Origin of the sequence: Haliscomenobacter sp. (assembly GCF_040403615.1) — a bacterium.
GTDB lineage: Bacteria > Bacteroidota > Bacteroidia > Chitinophagales > Saprospiraceae > Haliscomenobacter.
Map to the genome: position 1 here is coordinate 37,468 of NZ_JBBAKG010000043.1, position 12,774 is coordinate 50,241.

11 protein-coding genes and 1 pseudogene are annotated in these 12,774 nt (G+C 46.6%); 9 read left to right on the forward strand and 3 right to left on the reverse strand.

Annotation, left to right across the window (positions count from 1 at the left end):
* Nucleotides 1-116: 116 nt before the first annotated feature.
* From ABW391_RS15225 to ABW391_RS15265, 9 genes are all read left to right on the forward strand, one after another.
* Nucleotides 117-2,147 carry a BatA domain-containing protein gene (locus tag ABW391_RS15225; RefSeq protein ID WP_353482747.1) on the forward strand — a complete coding sequence of 677 codons (2,031 nt, stop codon included), beginning with the start codon at nt 117-119 and terminating at the stop codon, nt 2,145-2,147.
* A gap of 176 nt (nt 2,148-2,323) precedes the next feature.
* Nucleotides 2,324-3,589 (forward strand): dihydroorotase, encoded by a 1,266-nt coding sequence (locus ABW391_RS15230; RefSeq protein ID WP_353482748.1) that lies wholly within the window; start codon nt 2,324-2,326, stop codon nt 3,587-3,589.
* Nucleotides 3,590-3,675: 86 nt separating this feature from the next.
* A complete protein-coding gene (locus ABW391_RS15235) occupies nt 3,676-4,242 on the forward strand; it encodes a DUF4199 domain-containing protein (RefSeq protein WP_353482749.1) in 567 nt (188 codons plus the stop codon).
* A 71-nt stretch (nt 4,243-4,313) separates the two neighbouring features.
* Nucleotides 4,314-4,835, forward strand: coding sequence for a DUF4199 domain-containing protein (locus tag ABW391_RS15240; RefSeq protein ID WP_353482750.1), 522 nt, complete (start codon nt 4,314-4,316; stop codon nt 4,833-4,835).
* A 24-nt stretch (nt 4,836-4,859) separates the two neighbouring features.
* Nucleotides 4,860-5,831: a glycosyltransferase family 2 protein gene (locus ABW391_RS15245; protein WP_353482751.1), complete on the forward strand. Its 972-nt coding sequence runs from the start codon at nt 4,860-4,862 to the stop codon at nt 5,829-5,831.
* The gene (locus ABW391_RS15250) at nt 5,831-6,868 is read left to right on the forward strand and encodes an NAD-dependent epimerase/dehydratase family protein (protein WP_353482752.1); all 1,038 of its coding nucleotides are present in this window, start codon (nt 5,831-5,833) and stop codon (nt 6,866-6,868) included. Before ABW391_RS15245 ends, ABW391_RS15250 begins: the two co-directional genes overlap by 1 nt.
* Before the next feature lie 2 nt (nt 6,869-6,870).
* Nucleotides 6,871-8,139: a glycosyltransferase gene (locus tag ABW391_RS15255; protein WP_353482753.1), complete on the forward strand. Its 1,269-nt coding sequence runs from the start codon at nt 6,871-6,873 to the stop codon at nt 8,137-8,139.
* Between the two features lies 1 nt (nt 8,140).
* The gene (gene gmhA / locus ABW391_RS15260; protein ID WP_353482758.1) at nt 8,141-8,719 is read left to right on the forward strand and encodes a D-sedoheptulose 7-phosphate isomerase; all 579 of its coding nucleotides are present in this window, start codon (nt 8,141-8,143) and stop codon (nt 8,717-8,719) included.
* An 11-nt stretch (nt 8,720-8,730) separates the two neighbouring features.
* Entirely contained in the window at nt 8,731-10,113 is a 1,383-nt protein-coding gene (locus ABW391_RS15265; RefSeq protein ID WP_353482754.1) for a methyltransferase RsmF C-terminal domain-like protein, read from the forward strand.
* Here ABW391_RS15265 and ABW391_RS15270 read toward each other — a convergent pair.
* The 3 genes and pseudogenes from ABW391_RS15270 to ABW391_RS15280 all read right to left on the reverse strand — a co-directional run.
* Nucleotides 10,067-10,789: a Crp/Fnr family transcriptional regulator gene (locus ABW391_RS15270; protein WP_353482755.1), complete on the reverse strand. Its 723-nt coding sequence runs from the start codon at nt 10,787-10,789 to the stop codon at nt 10,067-10,069. The two genes, ABW391_RS15265 and ABW391_RS15270, sit on opposite strands and share 47 nt — an antisense overlap.
* A 156-nt stretch (nt 10,790-10,945) precedes the next feature.
* Nucleotides 10,946-11,872: a DUF4249 domain-containing protein gene (locus ABW391_RS15275; protein WP_353482756.1), complete on the reverse strand. Its 927-nt coding sequence runs from the start codon at nt 11,870-11,872 to the stop codon at nt 10,946-10,948.
* A gap of 92 nt (nt 11,873-11,964) precedes the next feature.
* A pseudogene (locus ABW391_RS15280) lies at nt 11,965-12,774 on the reverse strand (TonB-dependent receptor); the annotation flags it as partial.

Genomic DNA, 12,774 nt, shown 5'->3' on the forward strand with positions numbered 1-12,774 from the left:
CTGATGCATCGCGTCTTTTACGCTGCGTTTTTGTTGCGCACGAGAGGCGATGCATCAGACTTCTACGAAACCATCCAATCCCCCTAGCGTTAACAACAGGTAAATAGATTCTGACTATGCAATTTTTATTCCCGACGTTTTTGTGGGCACTTGCCGCCCTGGCTATTCCGGTGATCTTGCACCTGTTTTACTTCCGGCGGTTCAAAAAAGTGTACTTCACCAACGTGCGCTTCCTCAAGGAGGTAAAAGACGAAACCAGCATGCGATCCAAGTTGCGCAACCTGCTGGTTTTGGTGGCACGCTTGTTGGCCATCTTGTTTTTGGTGCTGGCCTTCGCCCAGCCCTTTATCCCACAAAAAGGCGAAGTCAAAAAAGGCATTAAAGCGGTCAGTGTATACATCGACAATTCTTTCAGCATGAGTGCGTCCAGTCAGGATGTGCCTTTGTTGGAAAAAGCCAAACAACGCGCCCGGGAAATCGTCAGCGCGCATGGACCGGAAGATCGTTTTCAGATCCTGAGCAATGAATTCAGTGGTCGTCAACAGCATTTGGTCAGCAAAGAAGACGCCCTGGCCATGATTGATGAGATCGCCCTGGGGCCAGAAGTGCAATCCTTGTCTAAAGTCATTGGCCGCCAAAAGCAGGCTTTGAGTCTCTCCAAAACCGACAACCAGGCTTCCTACCTCATTTCTGATTTTCAGCGCAACGTGATGGATTTGAGTACATATCAGGACACCCTCTTGCCGCTTACCTTGATTCCGTTGCAATCTGTACAAGAAAAAAACCTGAGCATCGATACCGTGTGGTTTGAAGCGCCTGTACGGATGGCCAACCAAACCACACCTCTGTTCATCAAGATCCACAACCACAGCGCCACTCCCGTGGAAAATGCCCGGGTATCCTTAAAATATGGCAAGGAAATCAAGCCCCTCGGCTCGTTTAGCGTTGGCGCCAATGCTGACCGAACCGATACGGTGAACATTACCATCACTGGTACAGGATGGCAACGCGCCGAAGTAACCCTTACCGACTACCCTATCCAGTTTGACGACCAGTATTTCTTCAGTTTTTTTGTAGCCGATGAAATCCAGGTATTGGCGATCAATGATGCTGTCCCCAATCGTTTTTTGCAGGCGGCGGTCAATGGTTTGCCCTACTTCAAAGTAACCGACGCCAACAGCCAAAGCATTGATTATTCCAAATTCATCGACTACCAGTTGATTGTCCTCAATGACCTAGCCAACTTGTCTTCGGGCATGAGTGCAGAGCTAAAGGACTATATTGACAATGGTGGAAATGTGCTGCTTTTTCCTGGTCGCAATGCCAACTTGGGTACTTATTCCGCATTTCTGCAAAGCTTTCCAGCCAATGCGCCCCAATCCTTTGAGCAAGTTGCACGCATTGTCGGAGAGGTCAATCAGGCAGAATTCATCTTTAAAGACGTGTTTCTGAATCGGAGCGCCAACTTGCGTTTGCCTTCTACCAATGGAAATTTCACTTTTGGTCGCTTCAATTCAAGGGCAGAAGAGCAGTTGCTTACTTACCGCGATGGCAGCCCCTACTTGTCCAAATACAAGCAAGGCAAAGGCAATTTGTATGTGTGTGCAGCGCCACTCAGTCAAGAATTCAACAATTTGGTCAACAGTGGAGAGATTTTTGTACCCATGTTGTACAAAATGGCCATTTCTGCAGGTACCGATCCCCGGATTGCCTATACCATTGGCCGGGATGAACTCTTGGAATCCGACCATCAAGCCAATAGTGCGGAAATTGTGTATAAAATGAAAGGAGATGCGGGTGAATTCATCCCTGAACAAAGAACGGTTGGAGCCAAGGTTTTTCTAACCATGAATGGACAGGTTAAGAAATCCGGTTTTTACGATCTCTTTCTCAATCCGGGTCAGGTCAATCACGGTTTTGCCTTCAATTACAACCGCCGCGAGTCGGCTTTGCAATATTTCAGTCCAGAAGAACTAACCGAACGCCTGGGGGAAAAGGTCAACATCATTTCCGCCCTGGATACGGCAGTATTGACGGCACGCATCGAAGAAAACAATCAGGGAACCGTATTGTGGCGCTGGTGCATCATTTTGGTTTTGCTTTTTCTCGGCATTGAGATACTTTTACTGCGATTTTGGAAAGTGTGATTTTAAGTTTTGGGCTGGAATCCAAGGGGCGACAAAAAAATAAGTGTTTCATTTTGCCAAAGGATTAGATGAGTAAACGGTTCATTTCAAGTTTCTTATCTAATCCTTTGGCTCTAAGAAAATGAAACACTTATTTTTGCCCCACTGCTAAAGCCTAAAATCCGAAAACCTTCTACATGAATATTTTAATCCGAAAAGCCACTATCATTGATCCCAACTCTCCGTACCATGGAAAAGTGGTGGATGTATACATTGAAGGAGATAAAATCACCTCGATTGGATCTGACCTAAAGCGGAAGGCGGACAAGGTAGTAGAAGTAGAAGGAGCGATGGTTTCTCCGGGCTGGTTGGACATGGGGGTACAGGTAGGTGATCCAGGCTACGAGCACCGCGAAGATTTGCGCTCGGTAACCGCCGCAGCGGCCGCTGGCGGGTTCACGGCCATCGGTGCTCAACCCAATACTTTCCCGGCAGTAGATGGCAAAACCGAGGTGGCTTATCTCAAGCAGCATAGTCGGGGCAAACTCGTAGACATTCTGCCCATCGGCGCGATTACCGCCAAATGCCAGGGCAAGGACATCACAGAAATGATCGACATGCACCATGCCGGTGCTGTAGCTTTTTCTGATGGCAACCACTCCATAGCCGACAATGGCATGATCCTGCGGGCACTCGAATACGTCAAGGCTTTTGATGGCATCATCATCCATCAACCCCTAGATCATACGTTGGCCTTTGAAGGGCAGATGCACGAAGGAGTAGTCAGTACCTCTTTGGGCATGAAGGGCATTCCCAATCTGGCCGAAGACCTGATGGTTCAACGCGATATTTACCTGGCCCAGTACGCAGATTCTCGCTTGCACCTGGCAAATTTATCCACTTCGCACGCAGTGGAACTCGTACGCCGTGCCAAGGCAAAGGGGCTCAAAGTAAGTTGCTCAGTAGCGGCCCTCAACCTCGCTTTTGACGACCGGGCCTTGGTAGAATTTGACAGCAATTATAAAGTGCTGCCGCCCCTCCGCGGCAATGAAGACATTGAAGCCCTCAAACAAGGATTGAAAGACGGTACGATCGATCTGATCAGTTCCAACCATGTTCCGCTGGAGGAAGAAGCCAAAAAACTGGAGTTCCCGTACGCTGATTTTGGGGCCATTGGCCTCGAAACGACTTATGCCTTGGTCAATACACATTTGGAGGGTGTCCTTTCTCAAACCGAATTGGTCGAAAAACTCACCACCAATCCCCGAAGAATCTTCAATTTGGAGGAAGTAATCGTGCGGGAAGGCGCAAAAGCTAACTTAACCATTTTTCATCCTCAAGAGCAATGGATCGTTCAGCAGAAAGATATTTTCTCTAAATCTGCCAACTGTCCACTGATTGGCCACTCCCTTAAAGGCAGAATTATTGGGGTAGTCAACAACGGGAATTGCTATATTAGATGATTGAGGAGTTTGGAAAAATGTGCACGATTTACTCTATACCTGATTTTTTATTCGCACATTTTTCAATAACCAAAACTCAATCTAGTATGAGCACACTGGACAACCCTTTTAAAGACAGTCCAACTGTTTCCAACACTCAAGTTGCTGTACGTTACGGCGCAATCACTTCGGTAATATTGATCGTGATTGGTTTGATCGGCTATGTTACTGGTTTAACCAACCCAGCCAATTCCAATCAAACCGTTACATGGATCAGCTCTTTGCTGAATTATGGCATCATCATTGGTGGAATGGTGTTGGCCGTACGCGAACACCGGGATACCAACCAAGGTGGATTCATTACATTTGGCAAGGCGTTTGGTACTGGTTTCAAAACCGTTTTGGTGTTGACCGCTATTCAAGCGATTTGGATGTATGTTTTCATGGCATTTATTGCCCCCGAATTAAAGGATCAAATCATTCAAACTGCCATTGATCAGGCCGCAGAAAAAGGACAAGACCCCGAACAAGTAGAAGCTGGGATGAAAATGATGAGCTGGATGTTCAACCCACCAATGATGGCAGCCATCGTATTCATTACCTTTTTGTTTATGGGATCTATTTTTGCCTTGGTTATTGCAGCCGTTTTGAAAAAAGACCAAGAGAAAGTGTAATTAACTACCCACATTATTTCCAAACCAAATTCTGAGGCTTATGTTTGAGGGCTAAATCAAACACAGCCCTTATGCGTAATTCCTCAATCGTGAAATTTGGAGCAATGGCAGGTGTTGCAGTCGTACTGTGGCACCTGCTGTTTCATTCTTTAGATAAAAAACTGTACTTCCGTCTTGAGGTGCAATGGGGCGTATTGCTCTTTTATGTTCTCGCCATGTACCTGGCCTGCCGCAATGAGGCCAAACAATCCGAAGGTTTGTTCGCCTGGCAACCTGCGTTGCGCACCGCTTTTGGCACATTTGTTGTTGCCCACCTGATTGCCCACGTTTTTTACTTCGTTCTTTTTAAATTTATTGATCCGGGATTGATAAATTTGCAGGCTGAAATACTTTCAGAAGGCATTGAGCGTAGTAAAGACTTATTGGGCGAAGAAAATGCCTGGAAAATGCAAGACCAATACAAAGCAGAAGATTTTAAACCGACTTTTCAAAAATCGGCTTTTTCTTTCGCTTTTGGCCTGATTGGTGGTTTCATCCTGGCTCTGGCAGTGGCATGGACTACCTACGGCAAATCAGCATTCAACAAAAAATAGTCCCTTGAACTTACAAATTTGGATATGAACATCTCTCTTGTTATTTCATTGCTCAACGAAGAAGAATCCTTACCAGAATTGGAAGCCTGGATTCGGCGAGTAATGGAGGCCAATGCATACAGCTACGAAATCATCATGATCGATGATGGCAGTACCGACAATTCCTGGAAAGTAATCGAACAATTGCGGGCTCAAAACCCCAACGTAAAAGGCATCAAATTCAGACGCAACTACGGCAAATCCGCTGGTTTGCATTCAGGGTTTCAGGTAGCCAGCGGTGATGTGGTCATCACCATGGACGCCGACTTGCAAGACAGTCCAGATGAAATTCCCGAATTGTACAGCCTGATTGCCAACGATGGCTATGACCTGATTTCGGGTTGGAAAAAAAAGCGTCACGATCCGATCTCCAAAACCATCCCTTCCAAGTTTTACAACTGGGTAGTGCGTAAAGTCAGCAAAATCAATTTGCACGACTTCAATTGCGGGCTAAAATCCTATCGAAACGAAGTGGTAAAGAGCGTGGAAGTATACGGCGACATGCACCGCTTTATTCCGCTTTTGGCCAAATGGGCCGGTTTTAAGAAAATTGGCGAGAAAGTCGTGCAGCACCATGCCCGCAAATACGGCTATTCCAAATTTGGTTGGACGCGCCTGTTTACGGGCTTCTTGGACTTGCTTTCAGTGGTTTTTGTGGGCCGCTATGGCAAAAAACCGATGCAATTCTTCGGCACTTCGGGATTGGTGGTTTTCATTGCGGGTTTTTTCGCAGTGGTTTACCTGGGAATTTCCAAGCTTTTCGACATCATGAATCACGTCAAACGGGCACCTTTGATTGCCGAAAACCCCTGGTTCTTTTTTGCCCTTACCTGTATGATCATCGGCACTCAGCTTTTTTTGGCGGGTTTCATTGCCGAGCTGGTGAGTCGCAGTTCCCCCAATCGCAATAACTACATCATTGAAAAAGTTCTAGGTGAGCTTGAAATCAAAGAATAATGCAAAAAGTACATTTGGTGAGTGGCGGCTGCGGTTTTGTTGGCCGCAATATGGTTAAGCGACTTTTCAACAAAACGCAAGATCGAATCATCTTTATCGACGACCTATCTGTAGGCACGCATCCATCCACCTGGCTGAATGTACCACAAGGCCGCAGCATCGGCAATGCCACTTTTTTTGGCAGCGATGAACGCCTCTTGTTTGTACAGGACGATTTTAGAAACGTGTTGCGGGGCCTGCACGATGCGCCCAGCTTCTTTAGCCCTTTTGGTTGGGAAGTAGACAAATTGAGTGACGTATTCCATTTTGCAGCAATCGTGGGTGGACGGGCTAAAATTGACGGCGACCCCATGATGGTGGCGCTGGATTTGTCTATCGACGCAGAGTTTTTCTACTGGATATGTCGCCACAAGCCCGAGCGGGTATTGTACCCTAGCTCCAGTGCAGCCTATCCAGTAGATTTGCAAACCGAGAGTGACGCCATTGCCCTTAGCGAAAAAGACATCAACTTTGACCGCATGGGCAAACCCGACATGACCTATGGCTGGAGCAAATTGACTGGAGAATACCTGGCGCAAATTACAGCCCAGCACTATGGCGTCAAAGTGACCTGCATCCGGCCCTTTAGCGGCTACGGCGAAGACCAAGACCTAACCTACCCCATTCCGGCCATTGCAGCGCGTGCAGCCCGCCAGGAAGACCCTTTTGAGGTATGGGGCAGCGGCAACCAGGGCCGCGATTTTGTACACATCGACGACGTACTGGATTGTGTGGAAGTCGCCATGGAAACAATCCACGATGGAACGGCCATCAACATCGGGATGGGCCGCTTGAGTTCTTTCCGCGAAATCATCGAAATCTTCTGCCGCTTTGCCGGGTATCAGCCCACCATCAAGCCTTTGCTGGACAAACCTGTGGGCGTATATTCCCGCTATTGCAACATGGACTTCGTGAAAGAAACACTCGGTTGGGAAGCCCAAATCAGCTTGGAAGAAGGCTTGCAGAGAGTATACAATGAAGCCATCAAACGCTTGTAACCATGAAAGTTGTCTGCTTTGGCCCTGGGCCAAAATTTAAAGGAGGGATTTCCAACTACAATACTTCTCTGGCCAAAGCGCTGGCCAAGATCCCGGATACCGAAGTACACATCGTTTCCTGGACACAGCAATACCCAGCCATTATTCCCCGGGAATTTGTGGACAAATCCAGCCGAATGGATCTCCTAGAGGGCAGCAACATCAAAGTAAAATACATCACCAACTACAACAATCCGGTCAGTTGGTATGAAACCTATCGCTACATCGTCAGTTTGAAACCCGACAAAGTCGTATTTCAGTGGGCCATCGCCATTCAGGGCTTACCCATTGGCCGGATTGTCAGCTGGTTGCGCCAACATCCCGATATTGAGGTAATCCTTGACCTGCATTTTGTCATCCAGAAGGAAAACAGCAGCATCGACAAGTTTTTTACCAAAATGGGCATTGGCAGGGCGAATACGTACATTGTACACGCACTCAAGACTTACACAGAGCTGCAAACGCTTTATCCAAAGCGCAATTTCCATCTCAGTCTGGATGGGCAACGCAGCACGGAGGCCAAATTGAGAACGGTACTCAAACTTTACCACCCCATTTACGATCTTTTCCAACCGCAGGCCGATTTTGACGTAGTTGGATTCAAAGAACAGCATGGGCTGCGCAAAAACGTCTTTTTGTTTTTTGGTTTCATCCGCAAATACAAGGGCTTGCACCACGTCATCCCAGCTTTTCAAAAAGTGGCCGCCCAGCGCGACGATGTATCTTTGTTGATTTGTGGCGAATCGTTTTGGCAAACCTTGGACAATTCTAAGTTGAGTACGAAAATCAAAAATGCCTTGTTTGGATTGGCGAAGAAGGTCGTTTTGCGTCAAACCGACGATGAGCGCGAATACAATCCACTGGCTTTGATCGATCAACTCCAATTGCAGGATCGAGTGGCGGTGTTCAATACTTTCATTCCCAACGAGGACGTACACAAATACTTTCAGGTAGCAGATTGTGCGGTGCTGTTTTATGAATACGCAACCCCTTCTGGTATCGAATCACTGAGCTATAATTTTGCCTTGCCCCTGTTGGCTACCAAAGTTGGTCATTTCCCTGAAACCATCCAGGATGGCTTCAGCGGATACCTGGCCGAAGCAGACAACATCGACTCAATGGCCGAACAAATGCTGCGGTTTTTGGATCAACCCATTTCCAGGGAAAACATCCGTGCCAAAACCTCGGAACTGAGTTGGGAAAATTACGCCAAGGCCATAACCCATGCATGACATGATCAATCCGCTGATTCAAACCCGGATCGCTTCCCATTTGTATACAGTGACCATGCTTCACGAAGACGAAGCCTTGATGGAACGCTGCCATAAAATGGCGATTTCGTTGATAGAGGCTTTTAAAAACGGGAAAAAAGTACTGTTTTGCGGCAACGGTGGCAGTGCAGCCGATGCCCAACACCTGGCCGCAGAATTTTCGGGGCGGTATTATCTCGATCGGCCACCTTTGTACGCCGAAGCCCTCCACGTCAATTCTTCTTATCTGACCGCAGTTGCAAACGATTATGGTTACGATGAAGTATTTGCTCGCCTGCTGACGGCCATGGGAACAGATGGCGATGTCCTGGTTGCCATGTCAACCTCTGGCAATTCAGCCAATGTGCTCAATGCCATCAAGGTTGCTCGTGAAAAAAACATGCTGGTGATCGGCATGACCGGAATGGATGGAGGCAAAATGGCTACCTTGTGCGACATTCTCCTCAATGTACCTTCAAAAGATACCCCGCGCATCCAGGAATGCCACATGCTTTTGGGTCATATTGTATGCGAAGTTGTTGAAAATAAGTTGTTCAAATAGCCCCATCAAGCATGTTTCCAACCGCTTTTGTTGCCCAAATGCAAGGCCAATTAGGCACCACAGAATATGAGGATTTTTTGAATGCATTTGCGTTGCCAATTCCGGTTAGCGTACGGCGTAATTCTTTGAAATTAAAAAATTTGGAGGAAAATTACGACGGAGTAAAATGGAACAAAGAAGGAGTTTATTTGCCTGATCGACCCATTTTTACGTTGGATCCCCGTTTGCACGGCGGAGCCTATTACGTACAAGAAGCGTCTTCGATGTTGCTTTGGGCGGTATTGGAGCAAACCGTAGACTTAGCAGCCCCGCTCAAAGTATTGGATTTGGCGGCAGCGCCGGGAGGAAAAAGCACCTTATTGGTGGCAGCTTTGAGTGCCGAGAGTTTGTTGATCAGCAATGAGGTGATCAAGACGCGGTATCAGATTTTGCGGGAAAACCTCGGCAAATGGGGATACCCAAATGTGGTGTGTACCAATCAAGACAGCCGTGAATTTGCCCCGTTGCAAGGGCAGTTTGATTTGGTTTTATTGGATGCTCCGTGCTCAGGAGAGGGTTTGTTTCGCAAAGACCCTACGGCCATGAAAGAGTGGTCGCCAGAGCATGTGCAGTTTTGTGCGGCAAGACAGCGTCGAATTCTGGCCGAAGCAAGTCCATTGCTCAAGCCAGGGGGAATACTCATTTATTGCACTTGCACCTACAATGATTTTGAAAATGCATTGAATGTAGAATGGTCGCAGGACAACCTGGATTTGGTTCCGTTGTCCTTGACTTTTCCGAGCGAATGGGGGATTCAGGCACGTGAATTTGGCTACCAATGTTATCCCCATCGCGTAAAAGGAGAAGGTTTTTTCATCACGGCATTCCGGCAGGAAAAGAAGCATCCCCTGCTCAAAGCATCACCGGCGAAGGGGTTTTGGAAAATCGGGAATCGCAAGAATACTCCGGGTCTCGAAACGTGGCTCGATCCAGGATTTTCATACCTCGCACTGGAAAGTCCACATGGAGAACTGGCGGCGCTTCCCAAGGCTTGTGAGTCGTTTTTTATGGAGCTTAGTCCTTCTTTGCGGCGTTGGGATCCTATCCTGGAATTGGGTACATTCAAACACCAGGATTTCATACCCGCGCCCACTTTGGCGCTGAGTACGGTGGTGCATCCAAAGCTCCCCAATCAGTCCCTTGACCTTTCAACTGCTTTGAAATATTTGCGCAAAGATGTGTTTGAGTTGACGGATGTCCCCAATGGATGGTCATTGGTCAATTTCGAAAACATCAACCTTGGCTGGATCAAAAGTATCAAGGGCCGCATCAACAATTATTATCCCAAGGAATGGCGGATTCGGATGGCTACGCCAAACGCGCCAAATCCCGAACCAAAATCTTCCCCCGATTGAAATAAATCAGGTCCAACTTGCGCAATTCGTTCAACACCAGGGTAACGGTTTGACGGGAAGTACAGGTGATATTGGCAATGTCCTGATGGGTCAACGAATGGCGGAGGAGCATCTCGTACCCTACACGCTGACCACGATCGGAAACAGAATCCTTGATGAAATCGACTATCCGGGTACGTGCATCTTTAAAAATCAATGACTCCATTTTTTGCTCTGCCAGAGTCAGGCGATTGCCTAAGTACAACATGATTCGATTGCAGAGTTCGAAATTTTGACGCATCAAACGTCGCAAATCATCCACTTTCACTGTGTACAAAATTACCTCTTCCTTCATAGCCTGAGCAAATTCCTGGCGGCGTGTTTCGCCCACCAGACCCAACTCTCCGAATAGGGCAAAAGGATGGATCAAGGCTTTGATGACTTCTTTGCCATCTGGCGAATTGGATCCTATTTTAATGGCACCTTCGGCCAGCAGATAAATTACATCTGAGTTTTCGCCAGCTTCATACACAAAACTGTAACGCGTTTTTTCGCGGTATTCCATTTGATTCGCCAGGAGCATTTTTTCTTCCAGGTTAAGGCAAGAAAACAAGGAAAAACGTTCTACGAAAGCCATTTTTGCCTCCAGGGAATTGCTGGCTGTCTTTTTGCGGTTGATATTTGCGTATGCGGTCATGAGTCAAGAGTTTTTCAATGAAATGAAAATTGATTAAACAAACTGAATGAACATACCCTTGACACATAAGAATTGGCATACCCCCACGCTGGTAGAAGTTATTTTTGAAAAAGTGTAAAAAAAAGAAAGGAAAGTCGTCGAATGGTGAAAAAAAAATTATCGAGGTTTGATGGCTACTGCTTGTTTAGCCTGACTGTATCCGGCAAAAATGCCCTGGCCGTTTCGAATGTTGTTGAACAAAACTACGGGATCGGAGAAAGGCAAGTCTTGATTGCCTTGCTGACGGCTTACCGTTGCATGAAAAAGATAATACTCTTCTGACACTGAACGCAGTTCAACAATCATTTCATCCAAGTTTTCTGCATGATCCGTCATTCGGATGGCAATGGGAATGGGAATTTTGATCGACTTTCCGTTGATCAATTTGTCATCGATCAACAAACCACCGTCGTAATTGGCTACGATGTAATTCGAATTTACTTCTGATCCAAAAATCAATTTAGTGAGTTCTTCGACCTTATCCATGCCGTCTTTGAGAGGGAGGAAACCTTTTTGAAATACATTCACATGATAAAAATTGCGCTCGGCAAGGGGATCCGTGAAATAAATGGACAAATCAAATTTGTAGCGAATAAATCCGGGTTCATCGGATGTAGCTTTTAGTGCTTCTATGGTTACACTGTCCAAACTAACCAGCTCAGGGATACTGCTGGTCGCCGTTACAGTTTCAAAACCTTTGGCTGTAACTTTCACGGTATAATCAACCCCTGTTCTGGGTTTAATGATCTCACTGGTATAGTAGGGAGCTTTGGCGTCCCTCGTGTCTGCGATAATCAATCGCTCCAATAGCTTGTCCTCTTCCCAGATTTCAACCTTGGCATTGGTGATGTATTCCGTAGGGCCATTGTCTAAGGGGGAACGACTTTTTGAAACCTGGACTCGGATCCCATCATGGGTTGTAAAATTGGAGATCACGACCAAACGAGGTGTGTAATTGTCTAAATCCTTCAATTGAGGTTTTTCGCAACCAAACAAGAAGGTCAAAAGGCCAAAGAAAAAGACACCTCGTAGCAGTTTTCTCACGATTTTTCACATTTTGTCATGGAATATCAATACAGACGGCAAAAAGAACCATAGGGTTGGTCTTTTCCTGTCATAAAACTTTTCAAAATTAACTAAAATTTTATAGAATAATTAATAGAAGGCAAAAAAGGCAACAAGTGAACTCCTACAAGTTCTTTTTCTTCCTTCAGACGCCTTTGTTCTTCTACATAAACAGTACGAAGTTGATAATACAATGGGTTGCGGCGGCTGTAGACATTGTAGGCTCCGAGCTGAAATTGATGCTTCGTTCCACGGGGAGATTGCAAATGAATATTCAAGCCAACATCAAACCGATGGTAGGCTGGGAGTCGGGCACTGTTTTTGGGGCCATAGTCAACGACCGTAACGGGTGGCGATACGCCGGGGACTTCTACAGTAAATGCATCTTGAGGCAAACTAAACGCCAATCCAGAACTAAAAATCCAGGAAGCAGATAGATCAAGCCAGGGGGAGAATCGATAATCTCCCCAAATTTTGAGGTCGTGCCGATGGTCGTACTTGAATGGATAGGTCTTGCCCAGGTTGATTTGCGGGAAAGTTCGATCCGTTTTTCCAAGCGTATAGGCCACATAGCCATTGATCCTGCCAGAATTTTTGCGCAAGAGAAAGTCCAAACCATATGCGCGTCCAGTACCTATGGTGATGTTTTGCTCCCAATCATCCAAAAAATTGGCCCCTTCCGAATAATTGACCAGGTTTTTCATTTGTTTGTAATACCCCTCCAAACTCAAATTCCAGCCTCTCCACAAACTTCTGCGGATGCCAAGGGTGTATTGCCAAGCCAGTTCAGGCCCAATTTGTCCGGTAGAAGGCACCCAGAGGTCGGTGGGCAAGCCAATATTGGTGCCCGACAAGAGGTGCAAAAACTGACTCATCCGACT